Below are 24,021 nucleotides of genomic sequence, written 5' to 3'. Positions count from 1 at the left end.
GGCGGGATTTTGTTGAAAGGGGGAATTTCTAGGTCGAGGGCGAGTGTTAGTTGGATGACTGATTATTTGAAAAATCGGTTGGGTTTGGAAGCTGCAGGTGTACCACAGGCGCTACGCCCGTGATACGCTAAAATCTGTGATTTTAATTAAAATAGCGTCGAAACGGTTCTGCAAGAATGCCCAAAATTTGGTCTAACTGAGTAATAAAATATTCAGTCAAATCAATTTTTAACAACTGATTTTCCAGGATTAGGAATTTCCAGTTTGTACCCGTTGAAACCGCTCCATAAATCGCAGATTGTTCTTGCCCTTTACGAGCATTAAATATTTGAGCTGCTGCCATCTGAGCCGCGCACTGTCCCAATCCTATTCTAATATCGTTGTCTTTTGCTTCCACCAATGTCAAGACTGGTGCCGTCACCAATGATTGATTGCTCGATGCACTGAGGAGAAAGTCACAAGCCCCTGTCAATCCTTTGCTATCTTCTACGTTAAATGTGTTGCCGGAAAAGTAGCCGATTTTGTTGTGAAAAGTGCGCCGGATTTCGAGTAGAATGGGAGTGATGATTAATTCCGATCGAGCTTTTTCCGTGCTGATACTTGAGGCTAAGTCTAAACCTTCGTCTAGGGTTTGCTTGAGACGTTCTGAAGGTGCGATCGGGGTAATTTGGCTGAATAAGTGGGGAATGTCTTCAACGGTTAGATCCAGGGTTGAGACGGCTTGGTCGATCGTTTTGAAGTCGCTGTAGGACATATTTGATTTGGGGGTAGGAGAGATAATTTTTTTGACCGCAGATGCACGCCGACAGTGATATAATTATCTCCTGTTTAGGCTAGAAAATTACTTGTTAGTCTGCTGACACTGCTTAAATTGTGTAGTTTCTGCATTATGGTTTTAGTTTGCGGCTCTTAACTTTTTGTTAAAAATCGTGTAAAATTTCAGACTGGATTATATTTAATCATAGCAGGAGGAAGCGGTGAGTACGGGACAGGAGCCAGAAAATAAGAATTTAGCGTACTATTGTAAACGTTTCGCAAACCTTGGTGTCAACAAACAGAAAGGCAGTAAGGCTCCCCATAAGCCAATATTACTATTGTCAATAATTGACCTAATTGCTCAAGGCATAATTAATGAAAATCAAATTTATGTTTCTGATAATTTGCTTAAAACATTTGAGAAGTATTGGAATGTATTAGTAGCATCTGACCTTTGGGAGAAGGGTTTGTACTATCCCTTTATTCGCATGAAAACAGACGGTTTCTGGCATATAACACCTAAGTCTGGATTTAAGGGATCAGAACCTAAAACAACAAACAAGTTAAAAGAAGCTGTAGAATACGCAAGTCTGGATAGTGAATTATTTAATCTACTGCAAGAACCACATTATAGAGCCGAATTAATAGATACACTGATAGCTGCATGGTTCTCATCAAACAGGGATGATATCGGAGATATTTTGCAAGTTAATCAAGACTTTGAAAATGTTGCTCAGGCAGAAACAGAAATATCGGGCCTAGCAGGAAATATTGATGCAGAACCTCGATTCTATTTAACCAAATCGGCTGTAAGAAATGCTATTTTTAGGAAAGCCGTAGTACATACGTATGATTACAAATGTGCATTTTGTAGATTAAAAGTTATCAGGAATTTCACTCAAAATATTGTAGATGGCTCACATATCAAACCGTTTTCAAAGTTTTATGACAATCAAATTAATAATGGGATATCATTGTGTAAAAATCATCATTGGGCTTTTGACCAGGGTTGGTTTGCTATAGATGATAATTACAGAATTATCGTCGCTAATGATTTAGAAGAGGAATCCCCCAATGCCAGAACTATGAAAGATTTTCATAGTGAAACTATTCTTCTGCCAAGTTTAGATCAATATCTACCAAGACTTGAATCGCTACACTGGCATCGGGTGAATGTATTTAGAGCTTAATTACGTAACTGAGTTTGAATAAATGACAGAAACAATGCTACCACTTTTTCCACCCCGTACCGTTAGGGATTTAGTAGAAGAAATCAAACAATTAAGTCAAGAAATTAGAGATTTATATTGTTTAGATGATATTCCTTGGGTGGTCGGATATTCTGGCGGAAAAGACAGCACTACCGTAGTGCAGCTTATCTGGTATGCAATAGCAGAATTACCAGCAGAAAAAAGAACAAAAAAAATCTATATTATCACAACCGATACACTGGTAGAAAACCCTATAGTTTCTACTTGGGTACGTCAGTCATTAAAACAGATGAAGTCTGCTGCTATAGAGCAACAGCTCCCAATAGAGCCTCATATGCTTTATCCAGATGTCAAAGATACTTTCTGGGTTAACTTGATGGGAAAAGGCTATCCAGCACCGAGACATGGATTTCGCTGGTGTACTGAACGCCTGAAAATCCTTCCTTCTAATCGGTTCGTTCGTGATGTGGTAAGAATCAATGGAGAAGTGATTCTCATATTGGGTACTCGCAAAGCTGAAAGTATTAAACGGGCTGCTTCAATGGAGAAACATGAAATAGGTCGCATGAGTGACCGCCTAAATGATAAATCTAGTTCCATTAAATCTCTACTTTATCAGAGTCCTAGTCTGCCTAATTCCCTAATTTATAGTCCAATAGAAGATTGGCGAACTGATGAAGTCTGGATTTATCTAAATCAGTGGTCTAATCCTTGGGAAAATAGCAACAAAGATTTATTTACTATGTATCGCGGTGCGACAGCAGACAATGAATGTCCTTTAGTTGTCGATACTTCTACGCCTAGCTGCGGGAGTTCTCGCTTTGGCTGCTGGGTTTGTACGATGGTAAGCCAAGATAAATCAATGGAGGCAATGATTCAAAATGATGAAGAAAAAGAATGGATGCAGCCTCTTCTCGATATTCGCAACGAATTAGATATAAAAGACGATCGCCCAAAAAGAGATTTCCGACGCATCTACGGTAGAGTAGAACTGTTTGAACGCAACATGGGCGACGACACAACCTCCGTCGAACCCATCCCAGGCCCCTACACCAAATTCTGGCGGGAACACTGGCTGAGACGAGTCTTGGAAGCACAAACTAAAATCCGCAAAACCGCACCCGAAGAAATGCGCGACATCACCTTAATTACCCCGGAAGAACTTAGCGAAATTCGCCGAATTTGGCTGGAACAAAAACACGAATTTGACGACTCTTTGCCCCGCATTTACGAAGAAGTTACGGGCGAACCCTTTGAAGATTCCCGTCCCGCCGCCGAAAGAAAACTCCTCGGTAGCGACGAATGGACTGCGATCGCAGAAATTTGCAGCGAGGACAAAATGCACCTGGAATTGATGGCAAAACTCCTCGACACAGAACGCCAATACTACACAAAACCACGCCGGACAGGCATTTACGCGGATTTGGACAAATGCTTTGAAACGAGTTCGCGATCGGAGAAAGAAGCAATTGGTAACGCCCACTATCAACGCAACTTAAAAACAGCGGTGGAAGCTGTCAAAGCAAATCCGACTGAGAATATTCAGCAAGTGAAAGATGCGATCGCCAAAACCAACGCTTCTGCCAAAAATGATACGGCCGATATTGCCAAACTAAAACAAGAACTCGAAAGCAACAGCAGTGAAGGCAGGCAATTGTCTTGGGCGGATATTAAATATTCAACCCCAAATTCAGCAGGGGAAAATAGCAAAGATTAGGTCGAATAATGTCGATCGGGCTTATCCGCAGTCCGCCGGGGATTTCAATCCCTGTCGGACTCTCCGACTGTCGGACAAATCGATCGCGCTTACAAACACTCATCCATCTCAACAACATCTACAATGCAATTCCTCGAACTCGTCCTCAAAAACTTCGGCCCCTATTCAGGCACCCAAACCACCAACCTCCGCCCCGAAACAGACGGAAATCCCTGCCCGGTAATCCTGTTTGGCGGCATGAACGGAGGAGGTAAAACCACCTTACTCGACGCAATTCGCCTGGCCCTTTACGGTAGTAGAGCCCAATGTTCCACCAGAGGCAATCTCAGCTACAGCGACTTCATCAATCAATGCGTCAACCGCCACACTCCCCCCTTAGAAGACACCCGCGTCGAACTAACCTTTGAACAAGTCCAAGAGGATAAATTAACTCAGTTCAAAATAGTTAGGTACTGGAAAAAATCCGACATTAAAGACACTTTGAGTATTCTAATATACAGCGAAATAGTTAACGATTGGTGGTCGGACAAAGCAATTACTAACACCTGGGACGAATACATCGAAACCCTTTTACCAGTCGGAATATCCAATTTATTTTTGTTTGACGGCGAACAAGTAAAAGAACTCGCAGAACTCGAAACACCGCCGGAGTTTGTGATCGGGGCGATTAAATCTTTGTTGGGTTTAGAATTAGCAGAACGCCTCGCCGTCGATTTAGAAATATTAGCCGGCCGCAAGCGCAAAGAAATTGCCGGCAAAAAAGACTTGGCAGCTTTAGAAAAAATTGAACAAACTTTTCAAAATATTACTGCTGAAACAGACTTGGCTAACGAAAAATTAGCCAGCTTAAAAAATGAATTAGAAAAAGCTGAAAAACACCAGCAACAAGCCTCAGAGAAATTCATTTATCAAGGCGGGAAAATTGCAGCCGATCGCAGTCAACTAGAAAGACAGCTAAACGACTACACAACTCAGGCAGAAAAAAGCCGCCAATCCTTGATTGAATTGGCATCCAACACCCTACCGCTAGCCCTAATTTCGCCCTTGCTAACCGCAGCAAAAGTTCAAGCAGAAACCGAAGCCGCCCAGCAGCAAGCAAAGATTGCCCAAAATGTTATCAAACAAAGAAGCGATCGCCTCCTCAAATACATCGCCGAAATTTCATTAAATCCCCAACAGCTAGACCAAATACAAGACTTCATCCGCCAAGAAAACCAAGAACTCGAACAGCAAGCAGCCACAGACACCGCGCCCTGGATAAACGCCGAAAACAACAGCATCCAGCAACTAGAAAACCTGCTGGGCTACCAAATCCAAAACCAGCAAAATCTAGCCTCCCAACAAATAGAAGAAATCAAAAACATCGAAACAGAAATCGACTTCACAGACAGACAACTCGCCGCCGCTGCTTCCCCCGAAGCCTACGAACAACTAGAATCTGAGGTCAGGAAAACCCAAAAAGAAGTCGCAATCGCAGCCGCCGCCTGCGAGTCAGCCAACAGCCGCATCGCGGAATTAAAAAAAGAATCAGAGAAAACTCAGAAAGAATTAGAAAGCTACAGCAGCGAATATCTCACAGTTAGAAACAGCCAACACGTCATCAATTCGATCGCCAAAGCCCAAAATACCCTCAAACTTTTTAAAGAAAAACTCACCCTCAAAAAACTCAACAAACTCGAAGTAGAAATCACCGACTGTTTCCGCTACCTGCTGCACAAAACCGACCTGGTGCACAGAGTGGCAATAGATACCGAAACTTTCAGCCTTTCTATTTACGATCCAGAAGGCAAACCGGTACCCAAACACCGACTTTCTGCCGGTGAAAAACAACTGCTGGCGATCGCCTTTTTGTGGGGATTGGCCAGAGTATCCGGGAGACAATTACCTGTCGCGATCGACACACCCCTCGGCCGCCTCGACTCCTCCCACAGAAACAACCTAGTCGAACGGTATTTTCCCTCAGCCAGCCACCAAGTCATCCTGCTTTCCACCGACACCGAAATTAGAAAAACAGAATACGATAAACTGCGAGAATTAGGGGCGATAGCCCACAGCTACCTCCTGAAATATGACCCCGCCAAACACCAAACCACAGTCGAACCGGGCTATTTTTGGGAGTGAAAATTCGCCCTAAAAAATTGCCGCAACCCCTTGACTTTTCCCTGGGGTTGCGGTACTATTCGTAGTATAATGGGATGGTTGCGAAAATTTTATTTTTGCGACCATCCCATTATTAAAAATAAATCCTTCTATAATCATCATACAAAAAAACCGTTTAATCAATCCCCGCCGTGTAAAGAAATGTTAACCAACTGCTGATGATTGCAAAGATGATGATTTTTGAAACCGCAGATGAGGGCTGATGTACGCTGATGAACGCAGATTTGATTTTTGGAACCGCTGATGATTGCAAAGATGATGATTTTTGAAACCGCAGATAAGGGCTGATGAACACGGATGAACGCAGATTGGAACTTAATGAGATGAGATTACGGAAACAATTATTGGGTATGCTTTTAAGGTTGGAAATAACTTGGGTTACGGATTTTTAGAGAAAGTTTATGAGAATGCTTTGGTTTATGAACTCCGCAAAACAGGAATGTTGGTTGAACCTCAGTTTACAGTTTATGTCCATTATGAAGATATAATCGTTGGGAAATTTGTGCCGGATATTTTAGTGGAAAGATCCGTGCTTGTAGAACTCAAAGCTATCAAATCTCTCGGTGAAACAGAAACAGCGCAGTGTCTCAATGTCATAAAAGCTACCAAGATAACTGTCTGCTTGCTAATCAATTTCGGCAACCCCAAAGTAGAAATTAAACGAATAGTTCACAATTTCTAAACCGCAAATACAATCTTATGTTACAATCTGCGTTCATCTGCATTCATCTGCGGTAACAAAATTCTCAACTCATGGAACCACCAGTCGATCGCATCCTTTTATCTCAAACAGCCAAAGACCAACTCTCAAAACTGAAACGATCGACCAAAATCGATCGCTGGAATGTCCTCTGCCGCTGGGGATTTTGCAGGTCTCTCGCCGAACCCAGCATCCCGTCGCCAGTACCAATTCCCAGCGACAGCAACGTCGAACTAAGCTGGGATGTTTTTGGCGGCGACATGGCGGATATCCTGATAATTGCCCTCAAGCAGCGGTGTCACCAAGATAATTTGGGCAGGTCCAAGGAAACTCTAGCTAAACAATTTCGCCTGCACTTGCACCGAGGTATTGGTTATTTAGCTGGCGATCCGAATCTTAAGAAAATAGAAGATTTGGTGGCGATCGCTCTTTCGCCTGAAAAATTAAGAAGTTAACTCGTTGACTAATGAGTGATGACTGTTGACTGTTAAGCAGCCCCAAACAAGTAAAAAATAACCAATAACCAATAACCAATAACCAATAACCAATAACCAGTAACTAATAATTTCTTACTTCAGTAAAAGCGGGAAGAAATGCCCTACTGGCCCTTGACCTGCTCCAATATCTAAAGCATATTTCAGAGCATTGGTAACATAATTTTTAGCCAATGTTACTGAGGTAAACAAATCTTTACCTAATGCTAAATTAGCGCAGATCGCAGCACTCAAAGTACACCCAGTCCCGTGAGTATTTCCAGTATCGACAGTCTCGACTTTCAACGTCTCTAACCGCGTACCGTCAAACCACACATCAATCCCCCGCAAATCTCCCGCCATTCCGCCGCCTTTGACTAAAACAGCTTTCGCGCCTTTGCGATAAATCTCTTGCGCCGCCGATCGCATATCATCGACAGAAGCAATCTCTAAACCGCTTAAAATCTGAGCCTCAAACCGATTCGGAGTTACCACAGCAGCCATTGGTATCAAAACATCTCGCAAAAAGGCGATCGCCCCATCATCAATCAGTCGATCGCCCGATCGAGAAACCATCACCGGATCGACAACCAAATTCCCCAAATTCCAACTTTCCACCTGCTGCGCCACCACGGCCATAATCTCGCGATTCAGCAGCATCCCAGTCTTCACCGCATCCACCCCAATATCCCCAACCACCGCATCAAATTGAGCCGCCACAGCCTCCGCCGACAAAGCATCCACCCGCTTCACCCCCAAAGTATTTTGAGCCGTCACGCAAGTCACAGCACTCGTACCGTGCACGCAGTGAAACGCAAAAGTCCGCAAATCCGCCTGAATCCCGGCCCCGCCGCCGCTGTCAGATCCAGCCACAGTCAAAGCCACAGGAATTTTAGATTTCATCATCTTTTTTCCACCGCAAATAAAGCCCCGCTTTCCCAGACACATCCCATCTTATCCGCGTTCCTCAGCGTTCATCCGCCCCCATCTGCGGTTCCAAATTCCCAAACAAAATTAGCTACGATATCTTTTCCGGCTGCATCGGAATCATCAAATCGAGTCAACAGTTAACACTCAACCATTCAGTTTTTCGACCCGCCAGTCAACAGTCAACAATCACCTGACGGTGCAACCGGAATTGATATAATTAAACCAATTGTAAAGAATTATTGCCAACAACAGTGAAACTCACCCGCATTGACCTCAACTCTTGGATCTTCCACATTGCCGGCAAAACTATTCTCGTCGATCCCTGGCTAGTCGATCCCCTGGTATTTTACGGTCAACCCTGGCTGTTCACCGCCTACCACAACACGCCCGTCGCCTTTACGCCACAAACATTACCGCCGATCGACCTCCTCCTCATTTCCCAAGGCTTAGACGACCACTGCCACAAACCTACCCTCCAACAGCTCGATCGCGCAACTCCCGCCATCGCCTCACCCACCGCCGCCAAAGTCCTCAGCAGTTTGGGCTACACCAAGATCACATCTTTGGCAAATTGGCAACAATCTAATTTTCAAGAAAAGTTACAAATTACCGCCGTACCCGGAGCCGAAATTCAGCCGGGACAGGAAGAAAACGGGTACTTGTTAAAAGATTTAAGTAGCGGCGAAACACTCTATTACGAACCGCACTTACCGCCATTAGACAAAGTTAAACAGAAAATCGACACCGTAGACGTGGCCATTACCCCCATCGTCGGTCAAATCTTCCCCTTGCTCGGACAAATCATCATCGGTCCCAAAGAAGCCCTCAACCTCGCTCAAACGTTGAAACCCAAGTATTTCTTGCCTACAACCATGGGAGATATTAAAGCTACTGGTATTTTACCGATGTTCGTGCGGTCGATCGGCAGCCTCCCCGAATTTCGCGATTTGCTAGCAAAATCCGGACTTGCCACCCAACTCCTCGAACCCGAACCCGGACAAACCCTAGAGATTTGAAATTTTTCCGATTGGAGATTGCAGATTCAATCCCAAATCCCAAATCCCAAATCTCAAATTATCTCGGCGGGCGGCGGTTACGCAAAAACTCAGGAATATCCAATCCAAAATCCTCCGGCGGTTTCGTTTTCGGATCCTGCGTCTGTTGAGCAGGAGTCACAGGCACTGTTGCAGCCCGCCAAGGAGCATTAACATTTTGAGTCCGCCCCGGAGCCGGAGGAGGCTGAATGTCGCCGGAAAAACCTGTAGCGATCACAGTAATTTTAATTTCTCCCTGAAGCCGCTCATCAATCACCGCTCCAAAAATAATATTCGCATTCGGATCGACAACTTCGTAAATCGTCTCCGCCGCCGCATTCACCTCGTGCAGCGTCATGTCAGTACCGCCAGTAATGTTGAACACCACACCTCTAGCGCCCTCAATAGACGAAGCCTCCAGCAGCGGCGAAGAAATAGCCTGCATCGCAGCCTCCCTAGCCCGCGACTTGCCCGAACCCACCCCGATTCCCATCAACGCCGAACCCGCATCCGCCATTACAGCCCGCACGTCGGCAAAGTCAACATTCACCAAACCGGGAATCGTAATAATGTCAGAAATACCCTGAACCCCTTGGCGCAGGATATCGTCAGCAACTCGAAAAGCTTCTTGCACTGGCATTTGTTCCGAAATCACCGACAGCAGCTTGTCGTTAGGAATCACGATCAATGTATCCACCCGGGTTTGCAAAGCCGCAATCCCTTCCTCAGCTTGGCTGGTGCGCCGCCGTCCCTCAAACGTAAAAGGCCGCGTTACTATGCCCACAGTCAACGCGCCCATTTCCTTAGCTACTTCAGCGACAATCGGAGCCGCGCCCGTACCCGTACCGCCGCCCATGCCTGCGGTGATAAACACCAAATCCGCGTGATTCAAAGCATTAGCAACTTCGTCGCGAGATTCTTCGGCTGCCTTTTGTCCGATCGCCGGATTGCCTCCGGCACCCAAACCGCGCGTCAACTTCTGTCCGACTTGCAAGCGTTTCGGAGCATTTGACAGCACCAGAGCTTGGGAATCTGTATTCACGCACCAAAACTCGACCCCTGAAATCTCGCTAGCAATCATCCGGTTAACGGCGTTGCCACCACCCCCGCCGACACCAATTACTTTGATTCTCGCGGCACTGCTGGGCATTATGTCTTTGGGATTCACCATAGGATCGATATCAATACTATCTACATTTACATAACCTGACTTGCGTCTAAACGGATTGGCGGAATCGAGAGCCACCGGAAAATTTTTTACTTCTTCCGAAGGGGGACTGTCTTGGTCAGACCCCTGTCTATTATTAAGCTTCATTAGAGTCGGGGATAGTAGATTACTGCTTTTTAACTTAACTAAACGCCAATTCACATCAACTATAGGCTAAAGTTGCCGAAAAACTAACACAGGTCGAGGCTGAATGTTAGGAATCTCGGATTTGGCCTATGTCGATCGCCCACACATCGCCCCTACCCCGTTCAGGCACTCGTGCCTTTGGTATTTGTACGGCGAAGCACAAGGACAAAAAATCGATAATAGCCCGATACGACACTCTCGGGAAAAAGCATCAGATTTTTTTTCCCTAAACTGGCAAGATCAAACAAGTGTCCCTATGTCAAGCCCGGCAGCTCGATCGCCAGCAGTAAAAATTCTGCCGATTGACAGATACTTTCTACTTTCTGTTGACTCCAGAATCAATTCTGGCGCCGATTTGGTTCTGGAGTCTTACTCTCCAAACCAGGGGGGAGTTCTGGCAAGTGGACGATCGGCGATGCAGGATTTTTTAAGTCAATGTAGGCTATTTTGCTTGAATCTAGCTGTTTTGGCAATTGCCGCATTCGGTCTAAAACCTGAAGTTGCCGAGCAGTCTTATAACTGTACGGCCCTAAATGTACCGTACCGATCTCGGTTTTCAAGATCAAGTTGCTCGGGTCTTGCCAATCTATCTCAAACACTTTCACCGTCAAACCGCTCAGTCCTTGGTAAAACTTCGGCCAAGAGGCGCGATACTGTTCCAAAGGCCCGATCACTTTTAAAGTTGGCAAAGAATGCTCGGCCCCCCTACCCCCATTGCTGCCCGGTTCGATCGAACTATTATTGTACGGTCGCCCAGCAGCAGTATAGCTCTCCGACGGCATCCAACCTCCCCGAGCGTCCAGCCATCCCACTTTTTCCTTGTCGCTGTTGGTTCTCAACACCGCCGCCGGCTGCGCCACCGCCACCGGCAGCCGTTCTGCCACCTCTACAGTCAAAGAAGGCGGAAACAAGTTGCGAGTCACCTTTGCTTTGGCGATCGGCCCGGTCAACTCCAGCTTTTGCGCCAGCGCCTGCGGTTGAATCCCCCACAGCGACTGCGGGTAAGACAGCGGCACCAAAGACCGCACCGCCTTGTCAGACAACCACTGATTGCCCTCCACCTTCACTTGTTCCGATCGAACAATTAACCAAGATGGCGCAGCCATCCACCACAACAAACCCCCGGCCATTGCGCTCGCTGCCAGCATTTGCCACACCACAGCCGCCGATCGAACCCGGCGCCTGCGCCGCAGCTCTTGGCGCCTGCGCCCTAACTCTGTTTGAGAAACCGCTCCAAAACTAGCCATCTAACTCTTGACAATTTAGTAATTAATGATTAGCACAAATTCACAACTGTTTAATCTCGCCCACTGCAGACCCTTTCTCCCCTACCATTTAATCAGATCCCCGCAAAATTACCCATAACGGATCCCAATATCCGTAAAATCACCGATCCAGCTACGTAATTAAGATTTCTTAATTAAAAATTTAAAATTCCCGCACCGTCCGGTTGATTAGCCGATACAGGTTGTTTGGGTATTTAGGGCATTACCCCACAGGGCAAAAGGTGACAAATCAAACTAAACTCAACGAAAGAAAGTTTAGACTTTCAATTAACTTTTAGTCGGCTTGAATTGTGATCCCACTCGAATTAGACAGATTCTATAAAGCCTGCAACCCGAGCAAAACCCTTGTCGCCGGAGACCCAGGAGATTATCAATACTACATTGATTTTGGTTCCGTCCGCGGCGGCAAAATCATTGAATCTTTACAGCGAACCATTACCCGGATTTCCCCCGACGAGCCAACCTGTCAGCTATTTACAGGACATATCGGGTGCGGCAAATCTACGGAATTGTTTCGACTCAAAGCTGAGCTAGAGCAAGAGGGTTTTTGCGTCGTCTACTTCGAGTCTTCCCAAGACTTAGATATGGGAGATGTAGATGTCAGCGATATTTTGCTGAGCATTGCTCGCCAAGTCAGCGAAACAATGGAAGCGGCCAAAATCAAACTCAGACCGAGCTATTTTACAAATCTGTTTGCAGAAGTTGCAGAATTTTTGCAGACTCCGATCGATTTGTCAGCGGAAGCCGAGTTATCTGTAGGCATTGCTAGAGTTACTGCTAAAACTAAAGACTCTCCGAAACTGCGATCGCAACTCCGGCAATATCTCGAACCCCGCACCAACAGCATTTTGCAGTCGATCAACGAAGAACTCCTCAACAGAGCAAATACTGAACTCAAGCACAAAGGCAAAAAAGGGCTCGCAGTGATTGTTGACAACCTCGATCGCCTCGATGCCTCCCTCAAACCCAGCGGACGCACTCAGCCAGAATACCTGTTTTTAGACCGGGGCGAACAGTTGAAAAAACTCAATTGCCACGTCGTCTACACGATTCCCCTGACTTTGATTTTTTCCAACGACTTCGGCCGCCTCGCCAGTCGATTTGGAGTTAAACCCAAGGTAATGCCGATGGTGCCAGTCCAAACGCGATCGGGCGACAACCACTCTGAAGGAATGGCACTGCTGCGACAGCTAGTATTAGCTAGAGCTTTCCCCACAGTTACTCCTGCTCAACGCATCGATTTAATTTCCAAAGTTTTTGACTCTCCTGAAACTTTAGACAGACTCTGCCTGATTAGCGGCGGTCACGTTCGCAATCTACTGATGCTCTTGTATAGCTGTTTGCAACACGAAGACCCCCCCTTCTCTCGCGAATGTCTCGAAAGCGTCATTCAAGAATACCGCGACGATCTTCTCGGAGCCATCAATGACACGGAATGGGAACTGCTGTTTCAAGTTGTCAACCGACAAAGTGTAACTGGCGAAGAAGAATCTCAAATCTTGTTGCGAAGTATGTTTGTCTTTGAATACCGCGATCCAGAAGGTCGCTGGTTTGGCATCAATCCAGCCCTAGCAGAAACCAGAAAATATCAAGAATGGCAACAGAGCACTCACCAAAAATAGTTGGGATTTTTGAGATTGGTTGGCAAATCTCCAATCCCTAAATCTGCCAGTGAAGAGGGTGTGGGGTGCAGGGAACCCGATAATTAAAATCGGGGGTTTCAAGTAAGGACACGCTGATTTGTGGGCACTGCGTGCCGAGAAACACATTTTTTTTGTAGTCCATTTTTTGAAAAAAGGGATTTTACCTGTAGGGTGTGGGGATATCACATCTTCCCCTACCACCCACACCCCGTTCTCGGTGACTCAAGAAACTCTTTAATTTCTGATTAACCGCTGACAACTCCCAACTTTTGCAATCGAATAGATCACACAGTCAGCGGTTTTTGCCGCTGGCTAATTCTTGTTTGTTGCTGGGGGCAAATCGCGAACTTTATGGCCCCAGACAAATTTGCCACCACCAAGGACTTTCTCCAATTTCTACTCTCATATCTGCAATGTCAGACCCCCTATTCTGTTTTTACCTGTTGCTCTTACATTCAACTAATCTCGTGGCAGACGATCAACTTTATAATTTCTTTATAAATACCTGCTACAGATAGACCTCGGCTGTTTCCTAATACCTAGCTGCGGGTATTATTCATAAATTCAACTGTGGCTATTTAGAATGTGTAGCAATTTATCTGTAACTCATAAAAAATACAATCAAGCTAACTTTAATTTTTACTGTCAAGTTTCGCATTCTCTGAGATTGAGATGTATGATGTGTTTAGATTGAACATAATGAATATCTAAGTTTTCATAGGAGAAGTACGAAAAACTACGTATTCCTACAGATATAAAGCGCTGAACTGGAACGAGTATCTCTAAGTAGATACCGTTTCAGTCACGATCGGCGATCGTTAGGTAATTGATTTCTGCAAAAGGGGTGCACCCATGACCGATCTGCTTAAACAACAACAAACTGCCAGCTACAACGAGCGATCGCTCAAAACTCTGGTAAGATCCATCGCCATGTCTCAAAAGCAATTCTCGCTAATTTTGGTGCGCTGCAACTATGAGGGGTTGCGGCAGCGGTGGGCACAGCGGCTGCGAGAAATGTCCCCAGTTCCAATTCAAGATATCGTCTTGCCGAATACCGTCAAAACCCTCTACACTAACCTGGTGGCAAACACGCTCCCGAGCGAGTCTTCACCCGTTGGTTCCGCCTCGGCTTTGATGGTATTCGGTTTAGAAACAGTGGTGGCGATCGACGAACTGATGGCTTCTACCAATCAAGTGCGAGACGAATTCCGCAAAAATTTTTCCTGCCCGGTGATTTTGTGGGTAACAGATGACATCGTGACTAAAATGATTCGTCTGGCCCCGGATTTCAAAAGTTGGGCCGCCGCTACAATTAAATTTGAAATGGCCGTTGATGAATTAATTACTTTCCTGAGTGGGCGAGCCGATAGTATATTTAAAATAGGAGAATTCAATCAAGAACTCGGCAGCAGCACTGCCAGCACCCTCGCTAATTTTGCAACCAACGAAATCGACTGGGAACAAGGCGCATTGGTGGAGCGCTCCATCAGCCCCGGAGAACGCTTTGTTACCTCAATCCCTCAACCTCAAAACAAACGACAGTCGGATCTAAACTCCTATTCGCCTTTGAGTCCCGGCAATAACCTAGATTTGGCGATCGGCTCTTTGTCGCGCCGAGAACTAGAATTAGCTTTAAGAGATTTACAAAATCGCGGTCAAGAACTGGAACCCGCCCTCAAAGCCAGCCTGCAATTTGTTCTCGGTCGAGATTACTATGTCAGCGACCAAACCGAAACGGCTTTAATTCACTACCAAGAAAGCTTGGTATATTGGCAGCAGCAAACCGGCAACTGGGAACCTTCTGAAAGCAGACAAACCTTCTCTTCATCTTTGTTGAATCCTGTCCCCAAAATTTTATTTTTAGAGAGAGAAGGCATAGTGCTGTTTCACATAGCTTTGTGTCACCGCCTGCAAGCAGCCAGAAATCCGGTAGCTAACCGCCACCACTGGGAACAAGCTTGGATCAGCCTGGAACAATCTAGAAACGCCTTCTCTCTTGCATCGCGCCCGGAATTAGTAGCCGAGGTAACAGCACACCTCGGACAAGTGTTGCAGCGGTTGAAAGCTTGGGGAGAGTTGCAAGCATTAGCGGAAAATTCTTTGCAGTTGCACTTCACTTACGGTACGCCCAGCCAACTAGCTCAAGATTACGGCTTTTTGGCTGAAGTGGCGCTGGAACATTCGAGGTGGAGTCAAGCCCGCCAGCTAGCCGAGTTGGCTTTGGCGATTTTGGATCAAACGCCTAATGATTTGAGATTGCTGATTGAGGATTTGAGATTGGGGTTTGAGGGAAATTATCCAGAATTTGTGGGTACTAACGAGTCTAGCAACGAGACCAAATCTAAAATCCAACATCCCAAATCCGATCGCAGTTCGTATCTTTTACTGTTGGCCAGAAGTTTGCGGCAGCTTGGCCAGTGGGAAGCGGCGGTGCATTCTTTGGAGTTGGCTCGAACTCAAAGCGATCCGAAGTACGACCCCCGCCTTTACATCGATATTTTGACCGAACTGCAAGCGGTTTATTTCGAGCAGGGAGAGTATCTCAAAGCTTTTCGGATTAAAACAACCCAGCGTTCGATCGAGTATCAATACGGATTTAGAGCTTTTATCGGAGCCAGCCAATTGCAGCAGCAGCGACAAGCCGTGAATCCTTTGAGCGCTTCAGCTCAGAATCAAGCGGCGATTGCAGCTTCCATGACAGCTTACTCCCGCCAAACAGATATCAATAACTTGCTAGAAAGAATTAGCAGGGACGACCATAAATTAACTATTATTCACGGGCCCAGCGGAGTCGGAAAAAGTTCTCTAGTCAACGCCGGCTTGGTACCTGCTTTGAAAAATATTACTCCGGGCGCGCGCGATACCTTGCCCGTAGTGGTCAAAGTTTACGGCGACTGGCTGATGGAATTGGAAAAGGCTTTGAAGGGGGCGCTGTGCGACAAACAAGCTGAAGAGGAGGGAGAATTAGCAGCCAAAGGATTACAGGAACTAGACTGCAGAAGTTGCTCGGTTGTGCCACCTCACCAAGGGGAAATTTCTGCTTTTATTGTGGAGCAGTTGCGGGAGAATGGCAAAAACAATTTGTTGACAGTGCTGATTTTCGATCAATTTGAAGAGTTTTTCTTTGTTTCGACTTCAGTGGCACAAAGACAACTTTTTTATAACTTTTTGCGATTGTTTTTGAACCTGCCTTATGTCAAGATAATTCTGTGTTTGCGCGAAGATTATTTGCACTATTTACTGGACTGCGACCGCTTCCCGGATCTCGATGCTATTAACAATAATATTCTTGACAAAGGTATTCGCTACCAACTGCGGAGTTTTTCGCTCAAAGACGCGCGAGCTGCGATCGGACATTTGACGAAACGGGCGGAATATTATTTAGAGCCGACACTGATCGATGCTTTTGTCAAAGATTTAGCAGACGAACTGCAAGAAGTGCGACCGATCGAACTGCAAATAGTGGGAGCGCAATTGCAAGAAGAAGGTATTACCAGTCTAGCACAATACCAGCAATTAGGCGACAATCCCAAAGCAGAATTAGTCAAGCGATCGCTCGAAGGAGTCATATCTGACTGCGGCCCGGCAAACGAAGATGCAGCTTGGAAAATCTTGTTTTCGCTGACGGATGAAAGAGGGGTGCGGCTGATTAAAACTAAACACGAACTCTCGTTGGTGACGGGCCACCAACCAACAGGTGCCGAAGAAAATGAATTATTGGCGATCGGCAGCACCGACCGAATTCCCTTACAGCTAAAATTCGCTAAACACTCCAAAAGTACACAAAATAGAACAGACAACCTCGAGTTAATTTTAGATATTTTAGTCGGTCACGGTTTGCTATTTCTGCTGCGGGAAGCGCCGGAAGACCGCTATCAATTGGTACACGATTATTTAGTGCGGCCGATCCGCCAAAGATTCGGCTTGGAAGCCAGACTGCACAAAGCCGAAGCCGACAAAAACATGAGTCAAGCACAGCTCTACCGAGCCAATACTTTTCTCAAACAACTGCTGGGATTAGCGGCGATCGGGGTGCTGCTGCTGACGAGTTCTACGATCGCGGCTGCCAACTTTTGGTGGCGGGCCGTCGGTCAAAAACAGGTAGCTGTGGCTCAAACTCAGCGAGCCGAAATCAATACTCTGACAGCAGCTTCGGAAGCTCTTTATTTCTCAAACAACAAATTTGACGCGATGATGGAAAGTTTGAGGGCGGGTAAAAAGTGGAGGCAGATGGAACACTCGCAAGAAATGGACTCGCTCAAGGACACCGAAATTCTGATTGCTGCTGCCCTCCAGCAGGCAGTTTACGGTGTCAAAGAACTAAACCGCTTGGAGGGGCACGGCGATGTAGTTTGGGGTCTCAGTTTCAGTCCAGACGGTCAAACAATAGCTTCTGCCAGCGTGGATAAAACAGTCAAACTTTGGCGGCCCGACGGCAGTTTGCTGGCAACTTTCAAGGGTCACACTAACAGCGTCGCCAGTGTGGTTTTCAGTCCCGACAGTAAAACGATCGCCTCAGCAAGTTTAGATAAAACTGTGAAACTTTGGAAAACTGACGGCAGTTTGCTGGCAACTTTCAAGGGTCACACTGATAGCGTTACCAGCGTTGTTTTTAGCCCGGACGGGGAGACTATCGCCACTGGATCGAGAGACAAGACTGTGAAACTTTGGAAAACTGACGGTACGCTGCTACGGACGATCGAACAAATAGCTCCGGTAAATTGGCTCAGCTTCAGCCGCGACGGGAAAATAGTCGCTGTGGCGAGCGATGACGGTACGGTGAAACTGTGGAGTTCTGACGGGAAGCTAATCGCTAATTTGTGGCACAGCGAAAACAGAAAACCCTCGAAAGTTTACACTGTCAGTTTCTCGCCCGACGGTGAAACGATCGCCACTGCGGGTGAAGACAAAACGGTGAAAATCTGGAGCATTGCTGCGCTGACACGCCCAGGAACACAAAATTCAACAAAAACAAGTAAGGGCGAACTGCTAGCAACTTTGCGGGGACACAGCAAATGGGTATTTGGCGTTAGTTTTTCCCCCGACGGTCAAACACTGGCTTCAGCAGGTGCCGACGGAACTGTCAAACTTTGGAATCTGGCTAATGTGGGTGACAAACTTGCCCCCGATGCTAGCAATATTAAACCGGAAAGCCGCTTGCTAAGAACTTTTGAGGGACACGCCGATCGAGTTACTCAGGTGAGTTTTAGCCCGGACGGCAAAACTTTGGCTTCGGCAAGTTTTGACAAAACAGTCAGGCTGTGGCGGCTCGATGACGTGCCGCTAAAAACCCTCGACGGACACCAAAACCGGGTGCAAAGCGTGACTTTCAGCCCGGACGGCCAAAGGCTGGCTTCGGCTTCTACGGACAAAACTATCAAAATTTGGAGCCGCACGGGGGTTTTGCTGGAAACCTTGGAAGGACACACTCAGAAAGTTTCCAGCGTCAGTTTCAGTCCCGACGGCCGGCTGCTAGCTTCTGGGAGTTACGACAAAACGGTGAAAGTCTGGAGTCTGAAAGAAGATGGCATCAATAATAGTATTCTGCCTTGTCCTTCTGCGCCGCTGTTCCCCTGTTCGCCTTCTGTGCTTTTCACTCTCTCAGGCCACACCGACAGCGTGATGAGCGTGAGTTTTAGTCCCGACGGCGAGATTATTGCTTCGGCTAGCAAGGACAAGACTGTGAAACTCTGGACGAGAGGGGGCAGGTTGATTAAGACTTTGACTGGACACCAAGGCTGGGTGACTGGGGTGGCTTTTAGTCCCGACGGACAGATGCTGGCTTCTGCAAGCGACGACGGTACTGTCAAACTCTGGAACCGGGACGGCGGTTTGCTGAGGACTTTTGAAGGAGCTCACAACAGTTTTGTGTTGGGGGTTGCTTTTAGTCCTGACGGCAAAATGCTGGCTTCGGCTGGTTACGACAATTCGGTGAAGCTGTGGAAGGTGGACGGGACTTTGGTGGCGACGCTGCTGAAGGGTTCTAGTGACAGCGTGACGAGCGTCAGTTTTAGCCCGGACGGTTTGTTGGTTGCTTCGGGCAGTTACGATCGCAAGGTGAAGTTGTGGAGCCGCAGCGGGACTTTGCTGAAAACTTTGACCGGACATAAAGACAGCGTGATGAGCGTGAGTTTTAGCCCGGATGGGAAGGTTCTGGCTTCTGCTGGCCGGGACAATCGGGTGATTTTGTGGAATTTGGATCTTGATGATTTGTTGGTGAGGGGCTGCGATTGGGTGGGGGATTATTTGAGAACTAATCCTAATGTGAGCTCGCGCGATCGGCGTTTGTGCGAGGGGGTAGCGCCTACGCCTAAACCTCAGTTTTAGCTTTTTGATTGTTGACAGTGGGCCGTTGGCAGTTGGTTGTTGGTAGAGGCGATGCCAATAGTAGGGGCAGTTCACTGTTGTGATTTAACACTAACGTTCGATGCTTTTAGGCCCGATGCCCCTTTCCTGTTCAAAACTTTCTTCCCCCAACCCTTCCCCTTGCTCTCGCCTTCCTGTAAAGTAAACTATTGTAAAGAAATATGAGTTTTCTCTTATCCCTTGGTTAAGACCGCCAGCTACCATTGATACCTGAATTAGAAGTTCGTTCCTATGTCACAGCTTTTCCCGCGCAAATTTCTAGCCTCTGCTGCTGCCTTTTTCCTGGCTTTGTGCCTGTGGACGATCGCACCTGCGGCCCACGCTTTCAACAATCCCGATTTGTTGCCAGAAATTCAAACACCGATCATTGACTTAGCTAAAGCCCTTACGGATATTGAAGAAGGGGATTTGGCAAAAAATTTAAATGAATTTGAGACGGAAACCGGCTGGAAGCTGCGAGTGCTGACTCAGTACGATCGCACGCCCGGTTTGGCCGTCAAAAGTTATTGGGGCTTGGATCAAAAGAGTGTGCTGTTAGTTGCTGACCCCCGAGGCGGCAATTTGCTCAATTTTAATGTGGGCGATTCGCTGTATCCGCTGCTGCCGCGCAGTTTTTGGGTGGAACTGCAAACTCGCTACGGCAATCAGTTTTTTGTCCGGGAAAATGGTGAAGATCGATCGATCATTGAATCTTTGGAATCGATCGAAGGCTGTTTGCGTCAGGGCGGCTGCCGCGTCGTTCCCGGTTTGCCCAGGGAACAGTGGATTCTGACATTAATTACATCAGTGCTGGGCGGGGTGATCTGCGGGTTTGCGGCTCAGCCTCGGAAACCGGGACAGATTGTGGCATGGCAGTGGGCGCTGATTTTTTCGCCGCTGTGGGGCATTCTGTTTTTTGCTTTCGGACTTGGGCCGGTGGTGACTCGGACTTCTGACTGGTTACCTGTGGTTCGGAATGTGTCCGGTTTTGCGATCGGGGCTTTGGTAGCATTCTTGACTCCAGTTTTGGGCAAGTCTCCTTCGGAGGAAAGCTAGTTTGGCAGTTGGCAGTTGGTAGTTGGCAGTTGGCAGTTGGTAGGGGCGGTGCCAAGAGTGCCCGCCCTGATAGTTGTCAGTCAACCGTCAACCGTCAACCGTCAACCCTCAACCGTCAACCGTCAACCCTCAACCGTCAACTGACTAAAAGCTGGTAAGCTGATACTTGATAATTCAGAGGCAACAGCTATCCAACAAATGGAATGGCACGTAAGCGATGCCCAGAGTCTGGGATTAATCGATAGCGAAATTGGCGACCACGGTTTTTCAGCGGCGGAGTACGAAATAGTCCGGCGCGTGATCTATGCGACTGCTGATTTTGAGTACAAGTCTTTAATTAGTTTTTCCGATCAGGCTTTGCAAGCCGGGGCGGCTGCTTTGGCTGCTCGAACTACGATCGTGGTAGATGTGCCGATGGTGCAGGTGGGCATTACGCCGCAAATCCAAAGTACCTTTGCGAATCCGGTTTATTGTTCGATGGAGGCTTTGACGCGCCCTCAAAAGGAAAAGACGCGGGCTGCTTGGGGGATTGAAACTTTGGCAAGGCGCTATCCGGAAGGGATTTTTGTCGTCGGTCAGGCTCAAACTGCTTTGTCGGCGATCGTTGATTTGATTGAATCTGAAGAAATTCGGCCGGCTTTGGTGATTGGGACTCCTTCTGGGTTTGTGGGAGTGGATGTGGCCAAGTCGCGGCTAAACGATTCGATGGTTCCTCACATTCGGATTGAGGGGCGCAAGGGTTCGGCGGTGGTGGCTGTGGCGATTGTGAACGGGTTGGTGGATTTGGCTTGGCAGGCTTACGGCCAAGAGGGGAACAGTTGATGATGTTACCGGAAAGGTGGCAACTGCTGCTTGATTTTAGGCAGTAGTTGCTTGATTTTGACACCAAACATCAAGACAAACCAGACTGCACCACCGGCACCCAAACTAATCAACAGTACCAACACAAAAGGATGAATTTCTACATGGGTTAGTAACGGCCAATAAAATTTGCGATCGGGCGCGTCTTGTTTGATCAGATAAGGAGCGCCACCAGCCACTACTCCCGCCACTCCCAAACCAAAGCCCACTGCTTGAATCGTCACTTCTAATTTCGCATCGCGATAAGCTTCTTCGATCGCCACAACGCCTCGAATTGCTTCCATTGCTTTGTCTAGCAAGCCCGTACCGTGTTTGAAATAACCTAAATCTGCCTGAATCTGCCTTTGAAACCGCGGGCAGTTTTGCGTACTGAATGCTGCGAGGAAACTTAAATCGGCATCACTATCATTATACTTTTTACTTGACTTGATGTCAAGACTTATTTCATTTAATTTATCTGTGTAATTTTGGACATTAATGGCGATCGTATTTTCGCGAAACTGCAAATCAATCAGCAACCGCGCATAGTTCACAGCCCGCGGCGGCAACTCTATCATTTGATTGGCCAGATATTCCAATTCATCCTCATTTAAACCCGCACCTTTCGATTGTCGTTGCCGAGCCCTATCCCGCTGCAAATACTTAAAAGTCTTGTCAATATCCAATTCAATTTGCTTGTACTCCTCGCGAATCACCAGGTAAAGCTTGCGGCAGTCGCGATAAGCCCGAAGAATCTTATTGCGGTACAAAAACAAATCCATAAAATCCTTATAGCGCGTCTCATCCCAGATATCATCGGTTGTCGGACTGTTAAAAAACCAGATAATAACGTGACAGTAATTATCGGGCTGATTAATATCTCCATACTCCAAAATTGGACTGCCGAATAACTCGCCTTGACGACAGAAATCCGGGCGACTGTCACCAGAAATCAAGTTTTCCAGACACTGTTTCCCCAAACCTTTGAGAAACTGCGAATCATCCCGCGCCGCCTGATTTTGTTCCACACTCAGCCCAGCCGTAATCAGCAAAGTTTGCCCGAAATAACTCTGCACAAAATCCGGCAGCAAGCAGTTACCGGGATTAAACTGCTGGAAAATGCTAACATCGACAACAGGTGTTTTATTGCCTTTATCTTTTTCGGGAACACGAATTTGCAAACCCAAGGCATAACTGTCATCAATTCGCATCGGTAGCGCCCAACCCTTGACAGGAATTGTCTGATTTTCAACCGAAATCTCCTTACCAAAATCCAGAGAATTGCGATCGTTAACTTTTGATTTATCAATCAGGTTAACACGCCCGCCGACAGGTTCATCTTTTTTGTGAAAATAGCTGTCATTAAATTTGTTACTGACTGCTAATTTAGCTTGCAAAATCTCATCGCATTTCTGCCACAAACTGCCGAATTCCACAGGAGAATTCGACTCTGACTCTAGGGGGTTGCAGAGGTGGAAGGCAAACAGATAAACATTGGGGGCATAGATTTTGTTACTTGGAGTCATTGCTGGTATCTGATTGATTTTCTGCGGCGGCTTGAAGTTTTTTGTAACTCTCTTCAATGCTGGTACGCAGAGTTTGAGTGATATTGGTTAGCGGCTGCATTGTCGTTGGGCTAGGTTCGCCCACATCTTCGATTTCTTTCCGCGTACCATCTCTTAATATTTTTCCCAAATCGTGTTTCATACACCAAGTTTTGATTGTTTCGGCAATGGCTGATTCATTATCTGCTAACTTTAGTATGTCTGTGTTTAATTGAGGTAAATCTTGCCATGCTGTCGGCTGAAAAACTTTCGGTTTTTTGTTCAGCAAGTCGATAAAACTGGTTATATCTTTGTGAACAGTCATATAACAATTCTCCGTTAATCAAGGTTTGTAGGCAAGGGTGAAGAAACCGGGTTTTTTCGGGGATTTCAGGCTATCAACGAGTATTTTGGTAAAAACCCGGTTTCTGCCTGAATGCCGAGCCCTAGTATCAAGTAGCACAAAATGCTGCCCAATATTCGGGGTCTTTAAATGGTGGTTTATCCTTTGAGGAATAGCTTAACCACTCTTGGACTGTTTCCATACATTTTTTATCTAATTTTAACAATCCTACCCAAACTTCAAAAAGCTCGCGACTCACCCCGCGCATCCAGTTTTGCGCCGAATTCAAAGCAATCGCTACTGAATCTGCCTTGGGCAATTCTTGATAAAACTTTATCATCAAAATTGCCGTGGCAAAATCATCGACAGCCCACAGACTGCTGACAACATTCATGCTACCGGCATACAAGAAAGCGCTGGGTAAACCAATGTATTCATCAGTCATGGCGGTGGAACTTGTTAACCCGGTTTCGCAGGCGGAAAGTGTGACGAGACTGCACTTTGGTAACTGCAATTCGCCAAAGATGTCGCGCAGGTTGAGACATTTTTCGGGGTTGGCTTTTCTGGTGTTGCGTAGGGTGATGTAGCGCTTTGTTTTTAGCCCCTCGTCTTCAAGCCCGCCCTTAGCA

19 protein-coding genes are annotated in these 24,021 nt (G+C 46.7%); 11 read left to right on the top strand and 8 right to left on the bottom strand.

The genetic code is table 11. From position 1 onward, the window contains the following. Nucleotides 1–142: 142 nt before the first annotated feature. Complete coding sequence (locus tag IQ270_RS16525; protein ID WP_193974253.1) at nucleotides 143–754, bottom strand: hypothetical protein; 612 nt, start codon at nucleotides 752–754, stop codon at nucleotides 143–145. 223 nt (nucleotides 755–977) lie between these two features. Here IQ270_RS16525 and IQ270_RS16520 point away from each other — a divergent pair, with 223 nt between their 5' ends. The 5 genes from IQ270_RS16520 to dndE all read left to right on the top strand — a co-directional run bounded on the left by IQ270_RS16520 (nucleotide 978) and on the right by dndE (nucleotide 6,999). Further along, nucleotides 978–1,946 (top strand): HNH endonuclease, encoded by a 969-nt coding sequence (locus IQ270_RS16520; RefSeq protein WP_193974252.1) that lies wholly within the window; start codon nucleotides 978–980, stop codon nucleotides 1,944–1,946. Between the two features lie 22 nt (nucleotides 1,947–1,968). Beyond that, a complete protein-coding gene (dndC, locus tag IQ270_RS16515; protein WP_193974251.1) occupies nucleotides 1,969–3,684 on the top strand; it encodes a DNA phosphorothioation system sulfurtransferase DndC in 1,716 nt (571 codons plus the stop codon). Between the two features lie 123 nt (nucleotides 3,685–3,807). Further along, a complete protein-coding gene (gene dndD / locus IQ270_RS16510) occupies nucleotides 3,808–5,805 on the top strand; it encodes a DNA sulfur modification protein DndD (protein ID WP_193974250.1) in 1,998 nt (665 codons plus the stop codon). Nucleotides 5,806–6,172: 367 nt separating this feature from the next. Then, on the top strand, nucleotides 6,173–6,526 hold the full coding sequence (locus tag IQ270_RS16505; protein WP_193974255.1) for a GxxExxY protein: 354 nt from the start codon (nucleotides 6,173–6,175) through the stop codon (nucleotides 6,524–6,526). A 71-nt stretch (nucleotides 6,527–6,597) separates the two neighbouring features. Continuing rightward, nucleotides 6,598–6,999, top strand: coding sequence for a DNA sulfur modification protein DndE (gene dndE / locus IQ270_RS16500; protein ID WP_193974249.1), 402 nt, complete (start codon nucleotides 6,598–6,600; stop codon nucleotides 6,997–6,999). Here dndE and IQ270_RS32335 read toward each other — a convergent pair. Then, the gene (locus IQ270_RS32335; protein ID WP_339384195.1) at nucleotides 6,988–7,110 is read right to left on the bottom strand and encodes a D-galactonate transporter; all 123 of its coding nucleotides are present in this window, start codon (nucleotides 7,108–7,110) and stop codon (nucleotides 6,988–6,990) included. The two genes, dndE and IQ270_RS32335, sit on opposite strands and share 12 nt — an antisense overlap. A 3-nt stretch (nucleotides 7,111–7,113) precedes the next feature. Continuing rightward, on the bottom strand, nucleotides 7,114–7,923 hold the full coding sequence (thiD, locus tag IQ270_RS16495; protein ID WP_193974248.1) for a bifunctional hydroxymethylpyrimidine kinase/phosphomethylpyrimidine kinase: 810 nt from the start codon (nucleotides 7,921–7,923) through the stop codon (nucleotides 7,114–7,116). Nucleotides 7,924–8,186: 263 nt separating this feature from the next. On the opposite strand from thiD, the gene IQ270_RS16490 reads away from it, so the two are divergent. Beyond that, nucleotides 8,187–8,963: an MBL fold metallo-hydrolase gene (locus IQ270_RS16490; protein ID WP_228056429.1), complete on the top strand. Its 777-nt coding sequence runs from the start codon at nucleotides 8,187–8,189 to the stop codon at nucleotides 8,961–8,963. 58 nt (nucleotides 8,964–9,021) lie between these two features. On the opposite strand, the gene ftsZ is transcribed toward IQ270_RS16490, so the two are convergent. Together ftsZ and IQ270_RS16480 are read right to left on the bottom strand one after the other, a co-directional pair. Next, a complete protein-coding gene (ftsZ, locus tag IQ270_RS16485; RefSeq protein WP_193974247.1) occupies nucleotides 9,022–10,296 on the bottom strand; it encodes a cell division protein FtsZ in 1,275 nt (424 codons plus the stop codon). A gap of 377 nt (nucleotides 10,297–10,673) precedes the next feature. After that, on the bottom strand, nucleotides 10,674–11,582 hold the full coding sequence (locus tag IQ270_RS16480; RefSeq protein ID WP_193974246.1) for a cell division protein FtsQ/DivIB: 909 nt from the start codon (nucleotides 11,580–11,582) through the stop codon (nucleotides 10,674–10,676). A gap of 329 nt (nucleotides 11,583–11,911) precedes the next feature. Between IQ270_RS16480 and IQ270_RS16475 the strand changes: the two genes are divergently transcribed. The 5 genes from IQ270_RS16475 to IQ270_RS16455 all read left to right on the top strand — a co-directional run bounded on the left by IQ270_RS16475 (nucleotide 11,912) and on the right by IQ270_RS16455 (nucleotide 21,487). Continuing rightward, a complete protein-coding gene (locus IQ270_RS16475; RefSeq protein WP_193974245.1) occupies nucleotides 11,912–13,243 on the top strand; it encodes an ATP-binding protein in 1,332 nt (443 codons plus the stop codon). 873 nt (nucleotides 13,244–14,116) lie between these two features. Beyond that, nucleotides 14,117–19,591 (top strand): AAA family ATPase, encoded by a 5,475-nt coding sequence (locus IQ270_RS16470; protein ID WP_193974244.1) that lies wholly within the window; start codon nucleotides 14,117–14,119, stop codon nucleotides 19,589–19,591. A 270-nt stretch (nucleotides 19,592–19,861) separates the two neighbouring features. Next, on the top strand, nucleotides 19,862–20,665 hold the full coding sequence (locus tag IQ270_RS16465) for a TPM domain-containing protein (protein WP_193974243.1): 804 nt from the start codon (nucleotides 19,862–19,864) through the stop codon (nucleotides 20,663–20,665). A gap of 8 nt (nucleotides 20,666–20,673) precedes the next feature. Next, on the top strand, nucleotides 20,674–20,823 hold the full coding sequence (locus tag IQ270_RS16460; RefSeq protein WP_193974242.1) for a hypothetical protein: 150 nt from the start codon (nucleotides 20,674–20,676) through the stop codon (nucleotides 20,821–20,823). Between the two features lie 40 nt (nucleotides 20,824–20,863). After that, complete coding sequence (locus tag IQ270_RS16455) at nucleotides 20,864–21,487, top strand: precorrin-8X methylmutase (RefSeq protein ID WP_193974241.1); 624 nt, start codon at nucleotides 20,864–20,866, stop codon at nucleotides 21,485–21,487. 5 nt (nucleotides 21,488–21,492) lie between these two features. Here the strand turns inward: IQ270_RS16455 and IQ270_RS16450 are convergent, their stop codons facing one another. From IQ270_RS16450 to IQ270_RS16440, 3 genes are all read right to left on the bottom strand, one after another. Beyond that, a complete protein-coding gene (locus tag IQ270_RS16450; RefSeq protein ID WP_193974240.1) occupies nucleotides 21,493–23,031 on the bottom strand; it encodes a hypothetical protein in 1,539 nt (512 codons plus the stop codon). Then, nucleotides 23,018–23,374, bottom strand: coding sequence for a hypothetical protein (locus IQ270_RS16445; protein ID WP_193974239.1), 357 nt, complete (start codon nucleotides 23,372–23,374; stop codon nucleotides 23,018–23,020). Before IQ270_RS16445 ends, IQ270_RS16450 begins: the two co-directional genes overlap by 14 nt. Nucleotides 23,375–23,501: 127 nt before the next feature. After that, the coding region (locus tag IQ270_RS16440; RefSeq protein ID WP_193974238.1) for a CHAT domain-containing protein at nucleotides 23,502–24,021 on the bottom strand (520 nt) is incomplete at its 5' end.

Origin of the sequence: Microcoleus sp. LEGE 07076 (genome assembly GCF_015207455.1) — a bacterium.
Taxonomy (GTDB): domain Bacteria; phylum Cyanobacteriota; class Cyanobacteriia; order Cyanobacteriales; family Microcoleaceae; genus Microcoleus.
The sequence above is the reverse complement of the archived record's forward strand: the minus strand, read 5'-3'. Positions and strand labels throughout refer to the sequence as shown.